The 22,602-nt window shown below is 68.9% G+C and carries 20 protein-coding genes, 1 tRNA gene and 2 pseudogenes; 11 read left to right on the top strand and 12 right to left on the bottom strand.

Annotation, left to right across the window (positions count from 1 at the left end; genetic code table 11):
• Nucleotides 1-68: 68 nt before the first annotated feature.
• From OG599_RS18010 to dnaK, 4 genes are all read right to left on the bottom strand, one after another.
• On the bottom strand, nucleotides 69-515 hold the full coding sequence (locus OG599_RS18010; protein WP_327176991.1) for a heat shock protein transcriptional repressor HspR: 447 nt from the start codon (nucleotides 513-515) through the stop codon (nucleotides 69-71).
• A gap of 1 nt (nucleotide 516) precedes the next feature.
• Complete coding sequence (dnaJ, locus tag OG599_RS18005; protein WP_327176990.1) at nucleotides 517-1,707, bottom strand: molecular chaperone DnaJ; 1,191 nt, start codon at nucleotides 1,705-1,707, stop codon at nucleotides 517-519.
• Between the two features lie 174 nt (nucleotides 1,708-1,881).
• Nucleotides 1,882-2,520, bottom strand: a complete 639-nt coding sequence (grpE, locus tag OG599_RS18000; RefSeq protein ID WP_327176989.1) for a nucleotide exchange factor GrpE — start codon at nucleotides 2,518-2,520, stop codon at nucleotides 1,882-1,884.
• Entirely contained in the window at nucleotides 2,517-4,367 is a 1,851-nt protein-coding gene (dnaK, locus tag OG599_RS17995) for a molecular chaperone DnaK (protein WP_327176988.1), read from the bottom strand. The genes grpE and dnaK overlap by 4 nt, the downstream gene beginning before the upstream one ends.
• Nucleotides 4,368-4,934: 567 nt before the next feature.
• Between dnaK and OG599_RS17990 the strand changes: the two genes are divergently transcribed.
• From OG599_RS17990 to OG599_RS17980, 3 genes are all read left to right on the top strand, one after another.
• Complete coding sequence (locus OG599_RS17990; RefSeq protein ID WP_442809447.1) at nucleotides 4,935-5,489, top strand: sugar transferase; 555 nt, start codon at nucleotides 4,935-4,937, stop codon at nucleotides 5,487-5,489.
• 83 nt (nucleotides 5,490-5,572) lie between these two features.
• Nucleotides 5,573-7,858: a (Fe-S)-binding protein gene (locus OG599_RS17985; protein WP_327176987.1), complete on the top strand. Its 2,286-nt coding sequence runs from the start codon at nucleotides 5,573-5,575 to the stop codon at nucleotides 7,856-7,858.
• 301 nt (nucleotides 7,859-8,159) lie between these two features.
• The gene (locus tag OG599_RS17980; RefSeq protein WP_327176986.1) at nucleotides 8,160-9,122 is read left to right on the top strand and encodes a Yip1 family protein; all 963 of its coding nucleotides are present in this window, start codon (nucleotides 8,160-8,162) and stop codon (nucleotides 9,120-9,122) included.
• A 76-nt stretch (nucleotides 9,123-9,198) separates the two neighbouring features.
• Here the strand turns inward: OG599_RS17980 and OG599_RS17975 are convergent, their stop codons facing one another.
• The gene (locus tag OG599_RS17975; RefSeq protein WP_327176985.1) at nucleotides 9,199-9,702 is read right to left on the bottom strand and encodes a phosphoribosyltransferase; all 504 of its coding nucleotides are present in this window, start codon (nucleotides 9,700-9,702) and stop codon (nucleotides 9,199-9,201) included.
• A gap of 68 nt (nucleotides 9,703-9,770) precedes the next feature.
• Complete coding sequence (gene dcd, locus OG599_RS17970; protein WP_266706996.1) at nucleotides 9,771-10,346, bottom strand: dCTP deaminase; 576 nt, start codon at nucleotides 10,344-10,346, stop codon at nucleotides 9,771-9,773.
• A gap of 739 nt (nucleotides 10,347-11,085) precedes the next feature.
• Between dcd and OG599_RS17965 the strand changes: the two genes are divergently transcribed.
• The 5 genes and pseudogenes from OG599_RS17965 (at nucleotide 11,086) to OG599_RS17945 (ending at nucleotide 13,949) form a co-directional block, all read left to right on the top strand.
• A tRNA-Gly gene (locus OG599_RS17965) sits at nucleotides 11,086-11,159 on the top strand.
• 172 nt (nucleotides 11,160-11,331) lie between these two features.
• Nucleotides 11,332-12,062 (top strand): annotated as a pseudogene (locus OG599_RS17960) (IS1380 family transposase); the annotation flags it as partial.
• Nucleotides 12,063-12,293: 231 nt separating this feature from the next.
• Nucleotides 12,294-12,947, top strand: coding sequence for a hypothetical protein (locus OG599_RS17955; RefSeq protein WP_327176984.1), 654 nt, complete (start codon nucleotides 12,294-12,296; stop codon nucleotides 12,945-12,947).
• Between the two features lie 48 nt (nucleotides 12,948-12,995).
• Nucleotides 12,996-13,298, top strand: a complete 303-nt coding sequence (locus OG599_RS17950; RefSeq protein ID WP_327176983.1) for an integrase core domain-containing protein — start codon at nucleotides 12,996-12,998, stop codon at nucleotides 13,296-13,298.
• Between the two features lie 216 nt (nucleotides 13,299-13,514).
• Nucleotides 13,515-13,949 (top strand): hypothetical protein, encoded by a 435-nt coding sequence (locus OG599_RS17945; RefSeq protein WP_327176982.1) that lies wholly within the window; start codon nucleotides 13,515-13,517, stop codon nucleotides 13,947-13,949.
• A gap of 161 nt (nucleotides 13,950-14,110) precedes the next feature.
• Here OG599_RS17945 and OG599_RS17940 read toward each other — a convergent pair.
• The 6 genes and pseudogenes from OG599_RS17940 to OG599_RS17915 form a co-directional block, all read right to left on the bottom strand.
• Nucleotides 14,111-14,741 (bottom strand): annotated as a pseudogene (locus OG599_RS17940) (tyrosine-type recombinase/integrase); the annotation flags it as partial.
• A gap of 2 nt (nucleotides 14,742-14,743) precedes the next feature.
• Nucleotides 14,744-14,953 (bottom strand): hypothetical protein, encoded by a 210-nt coding sequence (locus OG599_RS17935; protein WP_327176981.1) that lies wholly within the window; start codon nucleotides 14,951-14,953, stop codon nucleotides 14,744-14,746.
• A gap of 158 nt (nucleotides 14,954-15,111) precedes the next feature.
• A complete protein-coding gene (locus OG599_RS17930; RefSeq protein WP_327176980.1) occupies nucleotides 15,112-15,690 on the bottom strand; it encodes a hypothetical protein in 579 nt (192 codons plus the stop codon).
• Between the two features lie 16 nt (nucleotides 15,691-15,706).
• A complete protein-coding gene (locus OG599_RS17925) occupies nucleotides 15,707-17,023 on the bottom strand; it encodes a DUF7224 domain-containing protein (RefSeq protein ID WP_327176979.1) in 1,317 nt (438 codons plus the stop codon).
• A complete protein-coding gene (locus OG599_RS17920; RefSeq protein WP_123460230.1) occupies nucleotides 17,014-17,763 on the bottom strand; it encodes an ABC transporter ATP-binding protein in 750 nt (249 codons plus the stop codon). Before OG599_RS17920 ends, OG599_RS17925 begins: the two co-directional genes overlap by 10 nt.
• A 64-nt stretch (nucleotides 17,764-17,827) precedes the next feature.
• Nucleotides 17,828-18,148 carry a hypothetical protein gene (locus OG599_RS17915; RefSeq protein WP_327176978.1) on the bottom strand — a complete coding sequence of 107 codons (321 nt, stop codon included), beginning with the start codon at nucleotides 18,146-18,148 and terminating at the stop codon, nucleotides 17,828-17,830.
• Between the two features lie 704 nt (nucleotides 18,149-18,852).
• On the opposite strand from OG599_RS17915, the gene OG599_RS17910 reads away from it, so the two are divergent.
• The 3 genes from OG599_RS17910 to OG599_RS17900 all read left to right on the top strand — a co-directional run bounded on the left by OG599_RS17910 (nucleotide 18,853) and on the right by OG599_RS17900 (nucleotide 22,484).
• Nucleotides 18,853-19,902, top strand: coding sequence for a serine hydrolase domain-containing protein (locus OG599_RS17910; RefSeq protein WP_327176977.1), 1,050 nt, complete (start codon nucleotides 18,853-18,855; stop codon nucleotides 19,900-19,902).
• A gap of 655 nt (nucleotides 19,903-20,557) precedes the next feature.
• Nucleotides 20,558-21,415 (top strand): PIG-L family deacetylase, encoded by an 858-nt coding sequence (locus tag OG599_RS17905; RefSeq protein WP_327176976.1) that lies wholly within the window; start codon nucleotides 20,558-20,560, stop codon nucleotides 21,413-21,415.
• 346 nt (nucleotides 21,416-21,761) lie between these two features.
• Nucleotides 21,762-22,484 carry a hypothetical protein gene (locus tag OG599_RS17900; protein WP_327180079.1) on the top strand — a complete coding sequence of 241 codons (723 nt, stop codon included), beginning with the start codon at nucleotides 21,762-21,764 and terminating at the stop codon, nucleotides 22,482-22,484.
• Nucleotides 22,485-22,602 lie beyond the last annotated feature (118 nt).

The following is a 22,602-nucleotide window of genomic DNA, read 5'->3' as shown; positions in this document are numbered from 1 at the left end:
GCCCGCCCCCGGCGATCGCCGGAACGCGGGCCCCACGCAAGGGACGGGTGGCACGCGCCCGTCCGGCGTCAGTCCTTCGGCCGCTTGGGCCGCCAGACGACCAGCGCACTGGTCTGCTGCACGTCCTGGTACGGCACGAGGTCGCGCCGGTACGAGGCGTGCACCTGGGCCTCGGCCTGCCGCATGGCGACCGCCGCCCCGTCCACCGCGGCGGACAGCTCGGCGACGCGATGCTGGAGCGCGGCGACCTGGTTCTCCAGCTCGATGATGCGCTTGATGCCGGCCAGGTTGATGCCCTCGTCCTGGGACAACTGCTGGACGTTGCGCAGCAGTTCGATGTCACGGGCCGAGTAACGCCGTCCGCGTCCGGCCGTGCGGTCCGGGGAGACCAGGCCGAGGCGGTCGTACTGACGGAGCGTCTGCGGATGCAGGCCCGAGAGCTGGGCCGCGATCGAGATCACGTACACCGGGGTCTCGTCGGTCAGTTCGTACGGGTTACGCCGGCGGCCGTCCACCTCAAGCTCCCTTCGCGGCCTGGAACAGGTCGGCCCGCGGGTCCTGGACCGCGGTCGCCTTGCGGTAGGCCTCCAGCGCTTCTCTGGCTTCGTCACCCAGCTCGGTGGGGACCGCGACCTCCACGGTGACGAGCAGGTCGCCCCGGGTGCCGTCCTTGCGCACGGCGCCCTTGCCACGGGCGCGCATCGTACGTCCGTTCGGGGTACCGGCGGGGATCTTGAGGGTGACCGGAGGGCCACCGAGGGTGGGCACCTTCACCTCGCCGCCGAGCGCCGCCTCCGGGAAGGTGACGGGCACGGTGACCGTGAGATTGTCGCCCTTGCGGCCGAAGACCGGGTGCGCGTCGACGTGGACGGCGACGTAGAGGTCGCCGGCCGGACCGCCGCGCTCGCCTTGGCCGCCCTTGCCGCGCAGCCTGATGCGCTGCCCGTCGGAGACGCCCGCCGGGATGCGGACCTGCATGGTGCGGGCGGACTTGGCGCGTCCGCTGCCCTTGCAGACCTCGCAGGGGTTCTCGGCGATCAGGCCGCGGCCCTTGCAGTCCACGCACGGGTCGGTGAGCGAGAACCCGCCACCGCTGCCGCGCGAGACCTGCCCCGTACCGACGCAGGTCGGGCAGACCCGCGGGGTGCCGTTCTTGTCACCGGTGCCGGAGCACGCCTTGCAGGGCGCCTGGCTGGACATCCGCAGCGGGACCGTGGCCCCGTCGACGGCCTCGGTGAAGCTGAGCGTCACCTCGGTCTCGATGTCCTGGCCCCGGCGCGGCTGCACCCGGGTACCGGCGCCGCCACCGCGGTTGAACAGCCCGCCGAACACGTCGCCGAGGCCGCCCCCGCCGCCGAATCCGCCGCCACCCTGGCCCGCACCGCCCTGGGCACCCCCGAAGAGGTCGCCCAGGTCGAAGCCGCCGGGGAAACCGCCCCCGGCACCGGGACCGGGCCGGAACCCGCCGTTGCCGAAGAGGGCGCGCGCCTCGTCGTACTCCTTGCGCCGCTTGGCGTCCCCGAGGACGTCGTTCGCCTCGGAGATCTCCTTGAAGCGCTCCTCGGCCTTGGCGTCACTCTTGTTGGCGTCCGGGTGGAACTCGCGGGCGAGCTTCCGGTACGCCTTCTTGATCTCGGCGTCGGTGGCGTCCTTCGGGACGCCGAGGACCTTGTAGTAGTCCTTCTCGACGAAGTCCTTCGTGCTCATCGACGTCCCTCCTTCCGGACGATCGGCCGTGGGCCTCTCGCGTACGACTGGTCCGGCTCACGGGGAGCGCTGTCGCTCCCCGGTCCGCGCCGGTTCCTGGACGAGGCCCCGGCGGCCGGCCCTGGGGCCGGCCGCCCGGCCGGTCGGTGTGCGACCGGGTGGTCCGACGTGATGTCAGACCTCCGTAGGTCCACCGCTCTCCTCGTCGTCTGCCTTCTCTTCCTTCGCCGCGGCGGGCGTGGCGCCCGGCTGCGGCTCCGCGACGGCCACCCGCGCGGGGCGGATCGTGCGCTCCCCGAAGCGGTACCCAGGCTGCAGGATCGCCACGCAGGTCGTCTCCGTGACGTCCGGCGCGTAGCTGTGCATCAGGGCTTCGTGGATCGTCGGGTCGAAGGGCTCGCCCTCCTCGCCGAACTGCTGGAGACCCAGCTTGGTGACGATCGACTCCAGGGAGTCGGCCACCGACTTGAAGCCGCCGACGAGCTCACCGTGCTCGCGGGCCCGGCCGACGTCGTCGAGGACGGGGAGGAGCTCGGTCAGGAGGTTCGCCGAGGCGATCTCCTTCACCGTGACCCGGTCCCGCTCGACGCGGCGACGGTAGTTCTGGTACTCGGCCTGCAGCCGCTGGAGGTCCGCGGTGCGCTCGGCGAGCGCCGTGCGTACCTGGTCCAGCTGCGCGGTCAGGCCTGCGGTCTGGTCAGCGTCCCCGGCCGGGGCCGCCTCCTCGGAGGCGGCCTTCGGCTCGGCGTCGTCGTCGGTGGCGCCGGAGGGGACGTCGGGCTTCTCCTCGAAGCCCGGGGTCTCCTCCGTCACACCGCACCGCCCTTGCTGTCCTTCTCGTCGTCCACGATCTCGGCGTCGACGACGTCGTCGTCGGCCGGACGGGCCTGCTCGGCACCGGGCTCACCGGCGGCCGCACCGTCGGCCTGGGCGTTGGCGTACATCGCCTGGCCCAGCTTCTGGGAGACGGCGGCGACCTTCTCGGTGGCCGTACGGATCTCGGCGGTGTCCTCGCCCTTGAGCTTCTCCTTCAGCTCGCCGATCGCGGTCTCCACCTCCGTCTTGACGTCGCCGGGGACCTTGTCCTCGTTGTCCTTGAGGAACTTCTCCGTCTGGTAGACGAGCTGCTCGCCCTGGTTGCGCGACTCGGCGGCCTCACGGCGACGGTGGTCCTCGTCGGCGTACTGCTCGGCCTCTTCGCGCATCCGGTTGACCTCGTCCTTCGGCAGCGAGGAGCCACCGGTGACGGTCATCTTCTGCTCCTTGCCGGTGCCGAGGTCCTTGGCTCCGACGTGCATGATGCCGTTGGCGTCGATGTCGAAGGTGACCTCGATCTGCGGCACGCCGCGCGGGGCCGGCGGCAGGCCCGTCAGCTCGAACATCCCGAGCTTCTTGTTGTACGCCGCGATCTCGCGCTCGCCCTGGTAGACCTGGATCTGCACGGAGGGCTGGTTGTCCTCGGCGGTGGTGAAGATCTCGGACCGCTTGGTCGGGATCGTCGTGTTCCGCTCGATGAGCTTGGTCATGATGCCGCCCTTGGTCTCGATACCGAGGGACAGCGGGGTGACGTCGAGGAGCAGGACGTCCTTGACCTCACCCTTCAGGACACCGGCCTGGAGCGAGGCGCCGATGGCGACGACCTCGTCCGGGTTCACGCCCTTGTTGGCGTCCTGGCCGCCGGTCAGCTCCTTGACGAGCTCGGCGACGGCCGGCATACGGGTCGAGCCACCGACGAGAACGACGTGGTCGATCTCGGAGAGCGCGATGCCCGCGTCCTTGATGACGTTGTGGAACGGGCTCTTGCACCGGTCCAGCAGGTCCGCGGTCAGCTGCTGGAACTGCGAGCGCGTGAGCTTCTCGTCCAGGTGCAGCGGGCCCTCGGCGGACGCCGTGATGTAGGGCAGGTTGATCGTGGTCTCGGTCGAGGACGAGAGCTCGATCTTCGCCTTCTCCGCGGCCTCGCGGAGACGCTGGAGAGCCATCTTGTCCTTGGACAGGTCCACGCCGTGGCCGTTGGCGAACTGCTTCACCAGGTGGTCGACGACGCGCTGGTCCCAGTCGTCACCACCGAGGTGGTTGTCACCGTTGGTGGCCTTCACCTCGACGACGCCGTCACCGATCTCCAGGAGCGACACGTCGAAGGTGCCGCCACCGAGGTCGAAGACGAGGATCGTCTGGTCGTCCTTGTCCAGGCCGTACGCCAGCGCGGCGGCGGTCGGCTCGTTGACGATGCGCAGGACGTTGAGGCCCGCGATCTCACCGGCCTCCTTCGTCGCCTGACGCTCGGAGTCGTTGAAGTACGCCGGGACGGTGATGACCGCGTCGGTCACCTTCTCGCCCAGGTACGCCTCGGCGTCGCGCTTCAGCTTCTGCAGGATGAAGGCGCTCATCTGCTGCGGGTTGAAGGACTTGCCGTCGAGGTCGATCTTCCAGTCAGTGCCCATGTGGCGCTTGACGGAGCGGATGGTCCTGTCGACGTTGGTGACGGCCTGACGCTTGGCCACCTCGCCGACGAGCACCTCGCCGTTCTTCGCGAAGGCGACGACGGACGGCGTGGTCCTGGCGCCTTCGGCGTTGGTGATGACGGTGGGCTCGCCGCCTTCGAGAACGCTGACGACGGAGTTAGTCGTGCCCAGGTCGATGCCGACCGCACGTGCCATTTCGATTCCTCCTGAAGGACTACTTGAGCGGATCTGACTCAAGGATGCATGACACCCGCCAAAGAGTCAACAGACCTGAGTCATGTCGACTCAACTTAGGTGCGGGCATCCGGCGCCACACGGCGAACGCGCAGCTCAGCATGGGTACGCACTCCTCCCGCGCCCCGGGCGAACACCCCCACGCGCCCCGCCCGTCGCACGACCGGCCGCTCTCCACCCCGGCCGCGCGCCTCGGCGAGACACGCAGAACGCGGCGCGCGCCACTCCCCCCGTCCCACCATCGCACCGTGGGATTGTTCTGTCACAAAATGCCGTGAGCCGGTCAAAACGCACCGGCCCGGCTCCCCACCGAACTCCGAACCCCGGGCGGGCGCGATGCGGAACGCGAGGCAGCGGCGCTACAGACAGAGCGGCGGCACATGGTGGCAGTCGCTCCATCCGGTCCGGCCGCCGAGGCGGCCCGCACCGTGGCGGCCAAGGCCCGCGACCACCCCGCCGGACGACGGGGTACAGCGGCCACCGGACCTGCCCCTGCCCCCCGCCGGCGGGGCCAAACGGTTCCTGGACGTGACCCTCGGGTCGGTCCTGCTGCTCCTGGCGGCCCCCGTGCTGCTGGCCGCCGCCCTCGCCCTCGCCGTACGGCACGGCCCGCGCAAGGTGGTCGACGGGCGCATCCGCGCCGGACTCGGCGGGCGCCCGTTCGTCCTGCGTTCGCTGCGCACCCGGCGGCTGAGGCTCGACGCGGTCTCCCGCCTGGTGCACGTCGTACGCGGAGAACTGTCGCTCGTCGGCCCGGCGCCGCTCGCGCCGGACGACCCCCGCCTCCTGGACGGCGGGCCGCGCCGCTGGCGGCTGGAGCTGCGCCCCGGGCTGACCGGGCTCGCACAGGTGCGCGCCCGGTCCCGGATGCCCTGGGACGAGACGGCGCTGCTCGACCTGCACTACGCCCAGACCCTGGCCCGGAGTCGTACCGAAATCCAGCGAATCGGGCTCGATCTGGCAATCCTGGCGGAATCCGTGCACACTCCTGTGCGCGCGACCCTCCGCGGAATGACCCGACGGGCCAAGGGTGGCCTGAGCGACACAGATCACCGCCTGCCCGGCTACAGCCCACTGGAATAAGTGGATAGGGTCAGCACAGACTGATTAAGTTACTGCTTAGTAGTGTCAAAAATCCCACCCTCGCAGGCCCGAGGAGCCCCTACATGCAACTCGCCGCGATCATCGTGTCGCTGGTGCTGACCGTGGTCGGCGTTGCGCTCATTTCCCGAGCCGTCGCGCAGATCTACCGGTTCGTCCGCCTCGGACAGCCGGTCCCCGCGGGCAGCCGCACCGACAACCCCAAGAACCGCACGATCACCCTGGCCAAGGAGTTCGTCGGCCACACCCGGATGAACCGGTGGGGCATCGTCGGCGTCGCGCACTGGTTCGTCGCCGTCGGCTTCCTGACCCTGGGCCTGACCATCCTCACGGCCTACGGACAGCTGTTCAAGGCCGACTGGGTGCTCCCGGTCCTCGGCGGCTGGCTGCCGTACGAGGCGTACACGGAGTTCATCGCGCTCGCGACCACGGTGGGCATCCTCGTCCTCATCGCGATCCGCCAGCTGAACCTGCCGTCCCGCCCGGGCCGCAAGTCCCGCTTCGCGGGCTCCAAGATGGGCCAGGCGTACTTCGTCGAGGCGGTCATCCTCGTCATCGGCCTCGCGATCATGACCCTGCGCGGACTCGAGGGCGCCCTGCACCACGTGGACGGCTACGAGGCCGCGTACTTCGCCTCGTACCCGCTGGTCGCCGCGTTCAAGGGGCTGAGCCTCTCCACGCTGCAGAACCTCGTCTACCTCACCGCGATGATCAAGCTCGGCGTCACCATGGGCTGGGCGATCACCGTCGGGCTCAACACCAACATGGGTGTCGCCTGGCACCGCTTCCTCGCCTTCCCGAACATCTGGTTCAAGCGGAACGCGGACGGAGCCGTCGCGCTCGGCGAGCTCAAGCCGATGACCAGCGGCGGCAAGGAGATCGACTTCGAGGACCCGGGCGAGGACGACGTCTTCGGCGTCTCCCAGGTCGAGCAGTTCTCCTGGAAGGGCATCCTCGACTTCTCCACCTGCACCGAGTGCGGCCGCTGCCAGTCGCAGTGCCCCGCCTGGAACACCGGCAAGCCGCTCTCCCCGAAGCTCCTCATCATGTCCCTGCGCGACCACGCGCACGCCAAGGCGCCGTACCTGCTGGCCGGCGGCGGCAAGGACGCGGAGGGCAACGAGAAGGCCACCGAGGAGCAGCTCAAGGACGTCCCTGCGGCGGCTCTCGCCGAGGCCGAGCGCCCGCTGATCGGCACCGCCGAGGCTGTGTCCGACAGTGGCTTCGCCACGGGCGGCGTCATCGACCCGGACGTCCTCTGGTCCTGCACCACCTGCGGTGCCTGCGTCGAGCAGTGCCCGGTCGACATCGAGCACATCGACCACATCGTCGACATGCGCCGCTACCAGGTGATGATCGAGTCCGCGTTCCCGTCCGAGGCGGGCACGATGCTCAAGAACCTGGAGAAGAAGGGCAACCCCTGGGGGCTCGCCAAGAAGCAGCGCGTCGAGTGGACCAAGGAGGTCGACTTCGAGGTCCCGATCGTCGGCAAGGACGTCGAGGACCTCACCGAAGTCGACTACCTCTACTGGGTCGGCTGCGCCGGCGCCCTGGAGGACCGGGCGAAGAAGACCACCAAGGCCTTCGCCGAGCTGCTCCACATCGCGGGCGTGAAGTTCGCGATCATGGGCGGTGACGAGAAGTGCACCGGTGACTCCGCCCGCCGCCTCGGCAACGAGCCGCTCTTCCAGCAGCTCGGCCAGGAGAACGTCGCGATGCTGAACATGGCGTTCGGCGAGGACGATGACGACGACTCGACCAAGAAGGCGAAGGCGACGAAGAAGATCGTCGCCACCTGCCCGCACTGCTTCAACACCATCGCCAACGAGTACCCGCAGCTCGGCGGCGAGTACGAGGTCATCCACCACACCCAGCTGCTCCAGCACCTGGTGGACGAGGGCAAGCTCGTCCCGGTGACCCCGGTCGAGGGTCTGATCACCTACCACGACCCCTGCTACCTGGGCCGTCACAACAAGGTCTACACACCGCCGCGCGAGATCATCAAGAGCGTTCCGGGCCTGCGGAACGAGGAGATGCACCGTCACAAGGAGCGCGGCTTCTGCTGCGGCGCCGGCGGCGCGCGGATGTGGATGGAGGAGCGGATCGGCAAGCGCATCAACAACGAGCGTGTCGACGAGGCCCTCTCCCTCAACCCGGACATCGTCTCGACGGCCTGCCCGTTCTGCCTCGTCATGCTGACCGACTCGGTCAACGGCAAGAAGAACGACGGCAAGGCCAAGGAGTCCATCCAGGTCGTCGACGTCTCGCAGCTCCTCCTGGAGTCCGTGAAGAAGCCCGTCGAGCCGGAGCCCGAGCCCCGGCCGGAGCCCGAACCGGAACCGGCCGCGTAAGCACCCCCGCACCGGGGAAACGCGCCACCGCACCACCCGCACCACCCGCACAGCGAGAAGCGGTCGGACCTGCCTCGGGGGCAGGACCGGCCGCTTCTCGCGTACTACCCCGCGATCTCACCCGTGCGTGCGTCCGATTTCACCCGTGCCGATGGCCGACTTCACCCGTACCGGTGGCCGCATTCACCCGTACGGGGAGGCGTACGGAAACCCGTACGGGATGTCACAGCTCAGCCGCAAAGCCGTCCCGGTCCCCCCGCTCCCTCACTGGGCGCCCCGCGGACCAGGTACGTTCGATCACGTGGCTGGATTCAGGATCGGACGCGGCCGGGACAACCGCACCCCGCAACAACCGCAGCAAGCGCGACACCCGCAGCAGCGGCAGTCGTACGGAGGGCAGGCACCGCAGCCCCCGTACGGCGGTCAGCAGTGGCCGCAGGCGGGCGGCAACCCCGCCCCGCCGCAGTACGGCGCGCCGCGCGCGACCCCGTACGGCGACGGCAGCGGCGGCTACACCTCCGCGCCCCGCGGCAACGACGGACGCGGGCAGCAGCCAAGCGGGCACGGCGAGCCGGAGTACTTCGGCGACCCGTACCAGGAACCCCCGCGCCAGGACCCGTACGCGAACAACCCCGGGCACACGCAGGCGTTCAGCATCGGCGACGACCCGTACACCGACGGCGGCACCTACCAGGCGGGCACCGCCCCGGCCCAGCCGGCCGGCCCCCGCCTGGGCTGGAAGGACCTGCTGTCCGGGATCGTGATGCGGCCGGGCGCGACGTTCTGGCAGATGCGGGACTACCCCGTCTGGGGCCCCGCCCTGATCGTCACCTTCGTCTACGGGCTGCTGGCGCTGTTCGGCTTCGACCAAGCCCGCGAAGAGGCCATCAACGCCACGATCTCCACCGCCGTGCCGTACGTCCTCTTCACCGGCGTCGGCTTCGTCATCGGTGGCCTGGTCCTCGGCGCGGTGACCCACACCCTGGCCCGCCAGCTCGGCGGCGACGGAGCCTGGCAGCCCACCGTGGGCCTCTCCATGCTGATCATGTCGATCACCGACGCCCCGCGGCTGCTCTTCGCCCTCTTCCTGGGCGGCGAGAACTCGTTCGTCCAGATCGTCGGCTGGATCACCCTGCTGGCCGCCGGCGCCCTCTTCACCTCGATGGTGAGCAAGTCGCACGACCTGCCGTGGCCCAAGGCCCTGGGCGCCTCGGCGATCCAGCTGATCGGCCTGCTCTCCATCCTCAAGCTCGGCACCATCTGAGCCGCGTCACGCGCATGACGAAGGGCCCGGACCGCTCAGCAGCGGTCCGGGCCCTTCGTCACGCGTGGGCGACTCTTCAGGAGTCGAGCACCTGTCCCGTGCGTCGCACGACGGGCTTCTCGACGCTCCACGGGAAGTTGATCCACCGGTCGGTCTTCTTCCACACGTACTCGCACTTCACGAGCGACTGCGGCTTCTCGTAGACGACCGCGCTGCGCACCTCGGCGACGTGGTCCAGGCAGAAGTCGCGGACCAGCTTCAGCGTCCTGCCGGTGTCGGCGACGTCGTCGGCGATCAGGACCTTCTTGCGCGTGAAGTCCACGACGTTCGGGACGGGCGCCAGCATGACCGGCATCTCCAGGGTGGTGCCCACGCCGGTGTAGAACTCCACGTTCACCAGGTGGATGTTCTTGCAGTCCAGCGCGTACGCCAGACCACCGGCCACGAACACACCGCCCCGCGCGATGCTCAGCACCACGTCGGGCTCGAACCCGTCGTCGGCGACCGCCTGGGCGAGCTCGCGCACGGCGAGCCCGAACCCCTCGTAGGTCAGGTTCTCCCGGTCCTCGGCAGCTGCCATGCCCGTCACCTCGGTGTCCTTCGTGCGTGTCAGACCTGAGTACTACTGCTGGGTCCTGCTGCTGCCTGTCAGACCTGGGTCCGGTGGAAGTTCAGGTACGAACGCGAGGCCGTCGGGCCGCGCTGCCCCTGGTAACGGGAGCCGTACCGCTCCGAACCGTAGGGGAACTCCGACGGCGAGGTCAGCCGGAACATGCACAGCTGCCCGATCTTCATCCCCGGCCACAGCTTTATCGGCAGCGTCGCCAGGTTCGAAAGCTCCAGCGTCACGTGCCCCGAGAACCCGGGGTCGATGAACCCGGCGGTGGAGTGCGTCACCAGCCCGAGCCGCCCGAGCGAGCTCTTCCCCTCCAGCCGCGAGGCCAGGTCGTCCGGCAGCGTGATGACCTCGTACGTCGACGCGAGCACGAACTCACCGGGGTGCAGGATGAACGGCTCGTCCCCCTCCGGCTCGACCGTCCGGGTCAGGTCGGGCTGCTCGACGGCGGGGTCGATGTGGGGGTAGCGGTGGTTCTCGAACACCCGGAAGTAGCGGTCCAGCCGCACATCGATGCTCGAAGGCTGAACCATCGACGGATCGAACGGGTCGATACGGACCCGACCGCTGTCGATCTCGTTCCGGAGGTCTTTGTCAGAGAGAAGCACGATCCGAGGATACGCAGAACGCGCGAGCCCGCCCCAACCGGACCGCACCCGCGCGCCTGCCCTCACCACCGAAGACGGCCTCCGCCGCCCTCCAGTACCCCTCTCGGCTACCGCTCTCGGCTACTGCTGCCGCTTCCGGTCACCGCTCTCGACCACCGCTACCGCTTCTTCCGGCTACCGCCTGGCAGGCACCACCGGCACCGAGCTCCTCAGCCGCGCGCACCGCGGGCACCGGATCAGCCGCCCGGGCCCGATCCGGTCCGGCCCGAGCTGCTGCATCGGAAACGACGAGGTGGCGAACACATGCCCCTCCGCACACCGGACGACGGTGCGCTCCACCACCGACTCCACAGCCTTGATCGGCGACTCAGCCTTCGCCGGCGACTCCACTGCCTTCAACGACTCCATCAAGTCCCTTCCCCAACCAACCGGCCTCGAACGAGAAAGCCACACATTAGGGGATGAACAGGACCCACTCCACACGCCGCACCACCCACCGCTCCGCACCCTGTTCCACAGCCGTTCCGCGGCGGTTCGACGGCGGTTCCACACGCGCTCCACTCCAACCTACGCCCCCAACTCCCGCCCACCGCACCCCCGTCAACCCCGCACCCGTACCCCTCCCACCCCACACCCCGACAAGTCCCCCGAAACACAGAAAGGACCCGCGACGAATTCGCCGGGGCCCTGCCATGGGGTACAGTGTGCGAGCATGCACAGCCGATCATCGGTGCGCGCTGCGGGTGTAGTTTAATGGTAGAACATGAGCTTCCCAAGCTCAGAGCGCGAGTTCGATTCTCGTCACCCGCTCCACGAAGAAGGCCCAGGTCAATGACCGGGGCCTTTCTTGTTGTCTAGACCAGCTGGCGGGCGGCGGTGTGCCCTCCGCGTGCCATGAGGGTCTCTCGCCGACCGGTGCCGAGAACGCTCCTGGCGACGAAAGCCCTTGCGTCCCTCACCCGGTCATCCCTGTGAAGTGGACAGCCCCGGAAACGCGGGCTCGAACACCGCAGCCGACCACATCACCATCGCCCAACTGGCCCTGGCCCAGCTGCCCAAGCGCTATCGGCGTGGGCGGCAGACCCTGATCCGCACGGACTCCGCCGGCGGCACCCACGACTTCGTGTCCTGGCTTGCCAGACGAGGACGATGGCTGTCGTATTCGGTCGGCATGACGGTCACCGAGCAGGTCCACCAGCATGTGCTGAAGGTTCCGGCCCCGGCCTGGTCCCCGGCCGTCGAGGCTGACGGTGAGATCCGCGAGGGCGCCTGGGTCGCCGAACTCACCGGCGACGTCCTTCACGGCTGGCCCAAGGGCATGCGACTGATCGTCCACAGGGAACGACCCCACCCGGGCGCCCAGTTGAGGATCACGGACGCCGACGGCATGCGGATCACCTGCTTCGCGACCAACACCCCCGACCAACCGATCACCGAGCTCGAACTCCGTCACCGGCTCCGGGCACGGGCCGAGGACCGCATCCGGGCCGCGCGGGCCACCGGCCTGCGAAACCTGCCTCTGCACCACACCGCGCAGAACAGGGTCTGGCTCGAGATCGTACAGATCGCTCTCGACCTGCTGGCCTGGATGCCCATGCTCGCCCTGACCGGCCGGGCGAGGCTCCGGAACTCCGCCGCCTGCGGTTTCGCCTGTTCTCCACGGCCGGGCAACTCGTCACCACCGGCCGGCGCAGGATCCTCCGCCTCTCCGAGCACTGACCCTGGACCGGCGAGATAGCCGCCGCCCTCGAACGACTCGCGCTCCTGCCCGACCCCCAGGAAGAGCGGAGGGAGGCTCGAGTACTACGGAGTCGCCCGAAACAGTACCAAGCTGGTAAATATCGTGGTCATTGTCCAGTACGCCCGCCGTACTGCCGACGGCGAGTACGACGCTGGTACGGGTAAGAAGGTCGGCGTCGTCACGGCCTACTGCAAAGGCATGGCCAAGTGTCCGAATTGGATCAACGAGTGAGCAACCTCGCCAAGGAGACAGTCGAACAGCAGGCGTATCTCACGCGCTTCCTTCTCGACTACACAGCGGCGCCCCTCGTCGAGGGAACCTTCCTGCGCGGCGTGCTGCCCACGCCCGATTCGATCCGGGTCGTGACCGGAGCCGCCGACGCGGTGGACGGGCATGGGCTGGTCGCCTATGAAGTGCCGTTGACGGACGACGACGAGGAGCCGGTGACCGCACCGTTGGTGCTCGGGTGGACCCGCACGCTCGCATCCCTCGCCCTTCCCTGCACGGACACCACCGTGATGGGCATGCCCCTGGTGACGGTGGACACCGCCGACCTCGAACCGGCCGCCCCGACCCGCACGGATCAAGCGCTACGGGTACTGCGCGCATTGGCCTGGCCGTACGTGGAGATCCCGCCCAGCCCCGCGCTCTGCGGGTTCCTCTTCACCGGGCGGGCCAGCATGCGGCTCTACCTCGCCTCCGAGAAGGCACGCGGCGTGATCGCGGCCGACATCCGGCTCGATGGCACGCTGACCGCCCTGCTGGCCGCCCTGCCCTCACTCCTCGACGAAGGAGAACGCTGGGCGGCAGACCTGTCCGACCCTCATTGTGTCCACAGGGTCGATCTGACCACCTGGTGAAGGCCGACAGTCACGCACCCTGACACTACGGACATCCGCCAGCCCGCCATGGGATCACCGCCCAGCGCTCGCTGCCTCCGCAAGGTCTGCGGTTTCGGGAAGCACACGTCCCGGAAGTTCGGCCGTGCCTGCCGCAGGCTGGGCGTCTTCCGGTCCATGGGGCGCGTGGGATCGTGCTTCGACAACGCGGTGAGCGAGGCGTTCAACAGCGTCCTCAAGGTCGAATACGTCCACCGGCGCACCTTCGCCACCCGGGCCGAGGCCTGGATCAGGATCGCCACCTGGATCACCGACTTCTACAACCCTCGTCGGCTACACAGCGTGTGCGATTTCAAGAGTCCGATCGACTAGGAACGCGAATACTGGGCCGACCTCACCGAGGGGCTGGCTGCATAGGAAGGGCTCCACAGTTCGAGGGAATTGACACCGATGAAGACCACCGCCGACCATCCGCATTACCACTCAAGCCGGCCTTGCGGGTTGGAAACTCAGGATTTCGGTTCATGGAGGCGCTGTGAAGGTGACGATGTCTCCTGCTAACGAACGGTTAGCAGGAGAGGCGCGTCCATGGTCTACATACGCACCAGCACGCTCGACTCGATCGAAGCTGCGGTGGACAAGAACAACGGCTCGGCCGTCATCCGCAATGCTTGGGTGCGCGACCGGGAAGGGATGGATCGTCTGCGGATCACGCGCCTGCAGGCTGTTCGCACTCAGATCGTGCGCCGAGGTCTGCGCACGTTCCCAGAGCGCTTGCTCTACTCCGACGAGCGCTGGGCCTTCGTCGTCTACAGGCCCGAACTCCTCGTCCTCGACGTGAGTGTGCTCGCTTCCGAGGCGCAAGAGCGTGCGGCGCTCGACTACATCATGGACGCGCTCAGCAAGGACCCGCACGGGCAGTTTCAGGTCAATGAGAATCGGTTCCAGAACATGCTCCGCAGGCTCGCGATGGCCCGCCCCGAGATCCACTGGGAGTTCAAGCGACCCACCACAGCCGCATAGGATTCAGAGACTCAATCATGGCGGCGCCTGCGGCTCAGCCTGAGCACCGAGCGCAATACGGCTGTTTCCTCGAAGACGCCCCACTTCTTAGAACCATCTCGCTTCATGGACTCGGGCGCGGGCGGTGCGGCAGAGCATCGCACCGCCACTGTCGGATCCCATCAGACTTCATGCACCTGCGATGCCTCAGCTACCGCCTTCTGCATGACGGCACAGAACTTGGCATCAATACCTTTCGCAGCCTCCTGCCGCCGCTCCCCGTCGGAGTGCTGGTAAATCAGCGCAGCCTTCTCCGAGGACTGGCCGGCGCGGACCATCGTGTCCTCGAGCGTGGCGCCGGACTGGGTGGACACGGTGAGGTCGTAGAAGTGGAAACCCTCCGGCAGGCCGACCTGGGCGCGGGCCCGGCGCCACTTGCGGCCGGAGGTGGACCGGCGGAAGGGAGCTCCCCTCTCCGCGACGAAGAGGAGTCCGTCGGGTTCCTTCTCGGTGTACCAATCGAGGTGTCGCTTCACCTCGATGTACAGGAAGGCCGGAAGGGAGACGGTTCGCCTCCCCGCGACCGACTTGGTGTCGCCTTCGACGCGACGCCCGGTGGTCAGTTCGGGTGCAGCGTCCCGGACCTCGACCGCGAGGGGGTTCGAGGATGACGTCGGGACGCCGGCGGGCGGCCTGCTCCTCCTGGCGCGTGGGTCCGATGGCGCCGTAGTAGACCATCAGCCGCCACCTCGGCCCCATGGCGTCGGCGAGCGCGTCGACCTGTTCGACGGCGGCCGCCGGGCGCTCCTTGGCCATCATGGCCTTGATGTCGTGCATGGTGCGCGCACGATCCAGTACCCCGCCAACTGCACTGCCTCCTGCACACGGACGACCGCGCCGCCGCGCTGATCGGGCTTGACGTACGGGACACCCACGTCGGCCTGAACGACCCCTGCGAGCGAGGTGACGGCGATGGCGGCAGCGCCGAAGGCGACGGCTCCGCGCCGGAGGGCGGTCTTGATCATGGAAGGTCCCATCGTGTGAGCGGTCACGGGCCGCCCCGACAGGACAGCCCGTGACTCGGACAGGACTCATGCTCAAGGCCGCGTCGCGCGTCCCACCAGGACTTCCCGTCCCAGAGGCGTCCCGGACCGAACCCGGGCGCGCGGGACGCCGCGACGGCTCAGGCCGTGGCGCGGAGCAGCGGTGACGCCGGAACCGAGGCGACCCCGAGCGCCAGCGTCACGGTGGCGGCGGCGACGGCGGGCAGGTGGTCCGGGGGCATGAGGATGATGGTCCACGGCTGGGTCTCGCCGTTGCCCCCCGTGTTGCCGAGGAGCATCATCGTGATCACCCAGGCGACGGGAACGATCACCGCCACCTGGTATCCCGCCACCCGGCGGGCCACCAGCATCAGCCCGACCAGAAACGCGGTGTTGCGACCGGCGGTATTCGCGGTGGGGGCGTCCAGCAGCACCGCGACGGCCTGCGCCACCGCGATCGCGGTCAGCGCGGTGGCCAGGACCAGCGCCTGATCGAACCGGGCGACCGGACGGCAACCCGAAGCCTCGGCTGACCGGAGCCTGCTGCCGAGGACGTGAGCGAGCCCGATGCAGACGATGAGCGGCGCGAAGAGCACGATCGGCCTGGCCGCCTCACTCCCCAGGGACGGAAGCGAGACGAGCGTGTCACCGGCGGCCCCGGTCACCGCCGCGTAGGCCACCAGAGCGACCACCAGAACAGGGACCTGCCGGGTCCTCACCCACCACAGCATCCGATCACCCTTCCGCGGAAGGGGCAGTCGGCATGGTCTCCGGAGCGGGCTTGCACTGCTGGAGCAGCCTGACGTTGCGCGTGTACCAGGAGAGCTGCTCCTCGGGCGACAGCTTCGTCACCTTCCGCACCACGGACGCCAGGCGCGGGTCGGCGGCTCGCTTCTCGCTGTACTGCCCCCGGATCGCCTCCTCGTCCAGGCCGGCCTTGACCATGAGCCACGCCGCGAGCGTGCCCACGTCCCCCTCTTGGACGTCGGTGGAGGTGTCGCACGGCGGGATGACGGGAAGAGCCGACGCCGCGACGCTGGCCTTCAGATCCACGTCGCGCATGTCCCTGTAGAGGAAGAGCCGCCACGTCTGCTTGTCGATGTGGGCCGCCTCGGAGACGAAGGCGAGCTCCTCCGGCGGCTTCAGCCCCGCACCCACCAGAAGGGGAACGACCTCCTTCGACGCCTCGGTCAGCGGGCCCAGGCTGGCGGCCGCCTCCAGGGGAACACAGACCCGGGGCGAGCCGTCGGCACACACCGGCGCGTCGGTGCGGGCCTGCGGCGGCGGGTCCCCGGTCCAGTCCCGCACGGGTGCGACGGCCGAAGCGGTGAACACACCGAGGCAGACCGCGGACACGACGGCCGCGGCCCCGATCCGTACGAACCGGTTACGACGCCACCGGGCGATCTCCGCGCTGGCCAGGACAGCGGCCAGAAAGCCGGTGGCCATCAGCATCGGCACCACCAGGGCCATCGGGTTCACCGTGATCGTGACGTCACCGTAAGGGGCGTCGAGCCACCCGGTGAGCTCCCGCAGCCACATCGGGGACGTGACCGTGACGGGCATGACGAGGCACAGATAGTCCACGACGAGGATCACGGGGGTGGCCAGGATGCGCGGCAGCATCATGCCCAGGCCGTAGCCGACGACCGTGTGGACGACGATGAGGTACCCGGCCATGGCCAGAACGCCCGGGTGCGGCCAGTCGTGGGCCGTACCCGTCTGCAGTCGCACGGTGGTCAGGCACGCCACGACCGCCGCCACGCCGAGCAGCACCACCGGCCACAGCACGCCGCACGCGATGGCGTACCGGCCGCGCACCGCCCCCAGCCGGTAAACGCCCGCCCGTCGCAGGCGCCCGGCCTCCCAGGCGGCGAACGCCGCGCAGGCAGGGGCGTAGAAGGGCAGGGTGTGCCCGACGAGAACCGTGTTCCCCGCCCAGTAGGCAGGCTCGTTCGACGCCTCGTGAGCGGTGACCAGCCACACCCATCCGAGGACCAGCGGCGCGATCCAGACAGCGCCGGTCGTACGCAACGCCGTCGCTAGGCGCATACCGGCCCCTCCTCCCGGACGGTGGCGTAGTACGCGGCCTCCGCGAGGCGCCCGGGCGCCGTGCCGTGCGGGGCGAGAGCGAGGAAATCGCGTACCTCACCGGCGAATCGGACGGTCCCGCGGTCCAGCACGACGACGTGGTCGTAGGTCTCCTCCAGATCGGCTACGTCGTGCGTCGAGAGCACCACATGCTGGTCGAGGCCGCTCAGGATCTCGTGGAAGACCCGGCGCTGGCGGGGGTCCATCCCGGCCGTCGGCTCGTCCAGCAGCAGGACTTCGGCCTCGTGCACCAGTGACTGGGCGACGCCTATCCGGCGTTGCTGCCCGCCGGACATCCGGCGGACCTTCTGGCCGGCGAGATCGGCGAGCTCGACCCGTTCCAGCGCGCCGAGCGAACGGTCCCAGGCGTCCCGCCGGTTCATGCCCTTCAGCCACCCGACGTACGCCACCTGCTCGCGGGCGGTCAGCCGGGGCACCGATTCGATCTGCTGAGGCAGCCAGGCGATGCGCCGCCGGAACGCGGTGAGGTCACCACGCCGCGTGGTCGTCTTCCTCCCGTACACAACGGTGCCCGAATCCGGCCGCAGCACGGAAGCGGCCAGCGACAGCACGGTGGACTTCCCCGCACCGTTGGGACCGAGGAACACCGTCCGCCCGCGCGGAAAGTCGATGGTGAATCGCTGAACGACGGGGACGCGACGGCGATAGCCGAAGTCGACCGACTGAAAGCCGATGGGCATGGTGCGCACTCTCTTGTGGTGGGAGGCCCGCACCGGTTCGGTGCGGGCCGTGTCGTGCGTCAGATCACCACATGTGCACGCGCGAGACCGTCAGCGTCGGCCCCACGGAGGTGTTGCCGTTCACGGCCTTGACCTTGAAGAACAGGTCATCGCCCTTGCGGCCGGTCCACTCACCGTGAGACTGGCCGCCGCCGAAGCAGGCGGTGAACGTCTTCTTCTCCCAGTTCTCGTTCGGGGTCGTGTAGTTGTAGTTGATGAGCTGAATCTGCGTCGACTCGGTCGCGTACCCGTGGTCCGAGGTCACGCACTTGTAGAAGTCGATGATCGTCGGGGCCGTGCCGATGTCCGTCTTGCTGGAGCTGAAACCGGACACCACGCCCTGCATGTAACTGTCGATCGAGTACAGCGAAATGCCTCCCTGCTTACCGCTGTAAGCGTCTTCGGCAGACGCGATGGGTGCGGCGGCAAGAGGAAGCACAGCCGCACATGCCACTACGGCGGCGGCTTTGCAGATATTTCGCGACGTACGCATGGCGACTCCTGGTTTCGATGAGGTTCACGAGACCGGGACCGGCCTCGCCGCCTGATCCGGAGCCACTCCCCCCCCAGACGAAGCGATCAAATCTTTACCCGCAGTTGACGAGACCGTCGGGGAACGATCGCTAGCGTGATGATTTCGTGATCAACGTTGGTGATTTTCAGGCCAATTGAGGCGCAATCCAGCGCAGCGCAGAGCTTTTCCCGGTTTCCCGCGCGGCCAGTCGTGAATCTGGCGGTCGCCGGCGGGCCCCGGACCTGCCGCCGGTAGCCCAGCGCTCGGCGCCTCCTGAGCCCCGGCGACTTCGTCCGCCCCGGTGCCGTAGCCCGAACTCCAGCGCACGCGCACCTCCAGCCTGCTGCCTGCTGCCTGCTGACTGCTGCCTGTCCTACGGTCGGCATGCCTCGCCGGTCCCCCCTCCGCCACGCAGGCCGCCCTCCGCACGCTGAGCCCCTAACTGCCCACGCAGGGAGCCGCGTCGAACCATCGGCTGCTGCGACAGCGTCCATACGCTGGCAACGGAGACCCCACGGCCACTGAAAAGGGAGACCATGATCGACCGCATTCAAGCCCTGCTGGACGAAGGCGTCCGCAACAAGGTCTGCCCCGGTGCGGTCTGGGCCGTGGGGGACTCCACCGGCATCCGAGCCGGCGGCGCCACGGGCGTCCTGGACCCGGACGAACCGGAACACCGGATGCGCCCGGACACCGTCTTCGACGCCGCCAGCCTCACCAAGATCCTCGCCGTCTGGTCCTCGATCGGAGCCCTCTGGGAGGACGGCCGCCTCGACCTCGACGCCCGGCTGGGCTCGTACTGGCCAGACGTCGCGGAGTACGAGCTCGGGCGGATCACCGCGCGGCAGTTGCTGACCCACACCGCCGGCGTTCCCCTCCGGGCCCAGCTGAAGAACCAGTACGGCACGGACCACGCCGACATCCGCAAAGGCGTACTGCGCGAGCCACTGCACCGGCCACCGGGCGAAGCCGTCGAGTACACCGACCGCGCCGCCCTGATCCTCGGCTTCCTCGCCGAACACCTCTCAGGCATGCCCCTGGACCAGCTCGCCACCGAACGGACCTGGCGCCCCCTCGGCATGAACACGACGCGCTTCGGCCCGCTGCCCACCGAACTCGTCGCCCGCAGCGCCCCCACCGAACTGGACCAGGGCACCGACACCCACCTGAAGGGCGTCGCCCACGACTTCTCGGCCCGGTTGTTGGGCGGGGTCTGCGGCATCGCCGGCGCTTTCACCGTCGCTGAGGACCTGGCGGGCTTCCTGCGGCACATGCTCACCCCGGCGACGGCCGGCTCCGCCGTCGGCTTCGGCTCCGACTGGACCGCCCAGTCGCTCGCCATCCAGACCAGCGGTCTCGAACCAGCCCGCGGCCTGTTCTGGCACCCGGCGCCCGGAACGAGCCACGCCGACGACATCTGGATCCACTACGGATTCACCGGCACCGGCATGTGGATTTCCCCCGCCGCCGACCGCTGGGCCGTCCTCCTCACCAACAAGCTGTACTACACGCGCGACAGGCAGCCCTTGGTGGATATCCGCAACACATTTCGCGAACTGATCTTCTCCTCGGCAATGGAGAATTGAATACGCCTTCGCTTCTGGCGTCCACCGCTGCGTCGTGAAGGACGATCTCCTTCGACGCACCACCGCACCGGCGGCGGTAGCCGACTGCTCCCGCCGCGATCAGCGCGGCCGCCACCGCACCGGGCATGAACATCCACCGCGACCCGCTACCTTTTTCGCGATCCTGCAAGGGGGCCTCTGGCCTCCGGCCCGGCAGGATGTGGACCGGCCGGCCTTCATCGTCTCCCTGCCCCTGGCCGTCGCCCGGGCCACCGGCCGCAAGGTCGCCTACCTGCCAGGACGCGCGCCGGATCCGACCTCCGACCGCTACGCCCGCCCGCCCGCCCGCGCATCAGCATCCCTGTTCACCTTGCTCCGCGACGGACTCTTCTACGAGCCCCGAACACCACCCGTTGCCGCCCCGTCGATGCCTGCGGCGGCTTCTCGGGGGCGACCTTCCCGCATGGCCAGGGAGTCACGTCGGGAACAGTCGACCCCGTCGGCACGGTTACAACGGAGGGGCCGGCGGCGCACGGGCGGAAACACGGCGGCCACGAGGTCGTCCGGTCCACGCGGTCGTCCGGTCCGCCATGATCGGCTGGGCCCGGCATCGCGGTTCACCCGCCGTGCACTCGGACCAGACCAAGACGTAATTCCGCAGGAGGACTGTTCTTTCATGACTGACCGGCCGTTGACCCTCATGGCAGTGCACGCCCATCCCGACGACGAGGCCACCGGAACGGGAGGGATTCTCGCGCGGTACGCGGCGGAGGGCATCCGCACGGTGCTCGTGACGTGTACCAACGGTGGTTGCGGTGACGGGCCGGGAGGCGTCAAACCGGGCGACCCCGGGCATGATCCGGCGGCTGTCGCCTCGATGCGCCGCCGGGAGCTGGAGGCGAGCCGTGAGGTCCTGAAGATCAGCGATCTGGAGACGCTGGACTACGCGGACTCCGGGATGGTCGGCTGGCCGAGCAACGACGCCCCCGGCTCTTTCTGGCGGACCCCCGTCGAGGAAGGCGCTGCCCGACTCGCGGAGCTCATGCGGCACTACCGACCCGACGTGGTGGTCACCTACGACGAGAACGGTTTCTACGGCCACCCCGACCACATCCAGGCCCACCGCATCACGATGGCCGCGCTGGAGATGACCGCGCTGACGCCGAAGGTGTACTGGACGACCATGCCGCGCTCGATGATGCAGCGCTTCGGTGAGACCCTGCGCGAGTTCCAGGAGGACATGCCGGAGCCGGATCCCGCCGAGGCGGCGGCGATGGCCGAGATCGGCCTCCCGGACGACGAGATCACCACGTGGGTGGACACCACCGCGTTCAGCGGTCAGAAGTTCGACGCCCTGGCCGCACACGCCAGCCAGGGCGAGAACATCTTCTTCCTCAAGATGGGCAAGGAGCGGTTCGCCGAGTTGATGGGCGTGGAGACCTTCGTACGCGTCAAGGACGGCGCCAGGGACCGCGTCAAGGACACCACCGGCGCCGCAGTGCCCGAGAACGATCTCTTCGCCGGACTGCGCTGATCCTCCCGGCGGGCTTCTCACGGCCTGCTTCTCACGGTGGGCCTCTCGACTTCGCCCCGGGCCTGCAGACCGCAGACCCGGGGCGTACCGGAACAGCCGACCGTCCGTGTCTCTCCGGGGCGGGCAGTACCGCCCGGCCTGCCGGGGGCCGTGGCCGGTATCGGCCCGCCCCTGTGCCGGGAATTCCGCCCCTGTGCCGGGAATTGCAAGCCGGACGCCATTTCCTGGATCCGTTGTCGCTGAGACAGAAACCGGACATGTCCAGGATCATTTCCATATCGACTCGGCCGTAGTGTCATCGGTGAAAGCAGGAAGCACCGCAACCGAATCGCCGCTGGAGATCATGATGCGTTCGCGCCTCGCCGCACGTTCCACTCGTCTCTTTCTCGCCGCCGCAGCCGTAGCGGCTCTCGCCGCAACTTCCACCTCCTGCAGCGCCGACGACACCGAGGACGCCCGTAGCTCCTCCGCGCCCTCCGCCGCAAGCTCCGGTCCCGCTTCCGGCGCCGGAATCTCCGCCGGCGCGTCCGGCTCCAGTGGCTCCGGTTCCAGCACGTCCAGCCCCAACGGCAGCTCCAACCCCAGCGGCAGCTCCGACTCCGGCTCCAGCGGATCCGATGACAAGACCGCGGCGTCCGGCGACGGCGGGAAGAGCGGCTACGGGCAGTCCTGCGGCACCAACGACCTGGACTTCACGGTCACCGCGAAGACGCAGGCCGGCGGGTACTACCTCGTCACCGCCAAGGCCAAGTCCGGCATCACCTGCTACCTGGACGTCAACACTCCCAGTGTGTCCTTCGGCTCCGGCGCCGACGGAGTCGCCTCCCCGGTCGGACAGGGCGGCGAAGACCCCATCAAGCTCACCGGATCCGCTGTCGCGTACACCGGTATCAGCCCCAAGACCACCGACAGCGAGGGCGGCAAGGAGTTCGAGAGCGTCATCATCGCCACCACCGACGACGATCCCGACCCCGCCGAACTCAAGCTCCCCGACACCGCCACCGTCGACAAGCCCATCGTCACCAACTGGTCCACCAACCCCTCCGAGACGATCCCCGTCATCGTCTGACCACCCGCACCGGCACCAGCCGGGACTCCGCCTGGTCCAGCCCGTCTTTGACGTGACCTCGCACCTCGTTCTCCACGCTGCCGTGCCCGTCGCCGGGCGGCGCCGACCGCCCCGTACG

Source organism: Streptomyces sp. NBC_01335 (assembly GCF_035953295.1).
In the GTDB taxonomy this organism is placed as follows: Bacteria; Actinomycetota; Actinomycetes; order Streptomycetales; family Streptomycetaceae; genus Streptomyces.
This window is presented reverse-complemented; position numbering and strand designations above follow the sequence as displayed.

What these genes read in the sequence shown, in the direction of transcription:
- dnaJ (WP_327176990.1), bottom strand. Translation starts at nt 1,707, where the DNA reads ATGAGCACGAAGGACTTCGTCGAGAAGGACTACTACAAGGTCCTCGGC.
- dnaK (WP_327176988.1), bottom strand. Translation starts at nt 4,367, where the DNA reads ATGGCACGTGCGGTCGGCATCGACCTGGGCACGACTAACTCCGTCGTC.
- OG599_RS17985 (WP_327176987.1), top strand. Translation starts at nt 5,573, where the DNA reads ATGCAACTCGCCGCGATCATCGTGTCGCTGGTGCTGACCGTGGTCGGC.
- OG599_RS17975 (WP_327176985.1), bottom strand. Translation starts at nt 9,702, where the DNA reads ATGGCAGCTGCCGAGGACCGGGAGAACCTGACCTACGAGGGGTTCGGG.
- OG599_RS17950 (WP_327176983.1), top strand. Translation starts at nt 12,996, where the DNA reads ATGGGATCACCGCCCAGCGCTCGCTGCCTCCGCAAGGTCTGCGGTTTC.
- OG599_RS17945 (WP_327176982.1), top strand. Translation starts at nt 13,515, where the DNA reads ATGGTCTACATACGCACCAGCACGCTCGACTCGATCGAAGCTGCGGTG.
- OG599_RS17935 (WP_327176981.1), bottom strand. Translation starts at nt 14,953, where the DNA reads ATGATCAAGACCGCCCTCCGGCGCGGAGCCGTCGCCTTCGGCGCTGCC.
- OG599_RS17925 (WP_327176979.1), bottom strand. Translation starts at nt 17,023, where the DNA reads ATGCGCCTAGCGACGGCGTTGCGTACGACCGGCGCTGTCTGGATCGCG.
- OG599_RS17920 (WP_123460230.1), bottom strand. Translation starts at nt 17,763, where the DNA reads ATGCCCATCGGCTTTCAGTCGGTCGACTTCGGCTATCGCCGTCGCGTC.
- OG599_RS17915 (WP_327176978.1), bottom strand. Translation starts at nt 18,148, where the DNA reads ATGCAGGGCGTGGTGTCCGGTTTCAGCTCCAGCAAGACGGACATCGGC.
- OG599_RS17910 (WP_327176977.1), top strand. Translation starts at nt 18,853, where the DNA reads ATGATCGACCGCATTCAAGCCCTGCTGGACGAAGGCGTCCGCAACAAG.
- OG599_RS17905 (WP_327176976.1), top strand. Translation starts at nt 20,558, where the DNA reads ATGACTGACCGGCCGTTGACCCTCATGGCAGTGCACGCCCATCCCGAC.
- OG599_RS17900 (WP_327180079.1), top strand. Translation starts at nt 21,762, where the DNA reads ATGCGTTCGCGCCTCGCCGCACGTTCCACTCGTCTCTTTCTCGCCGCC.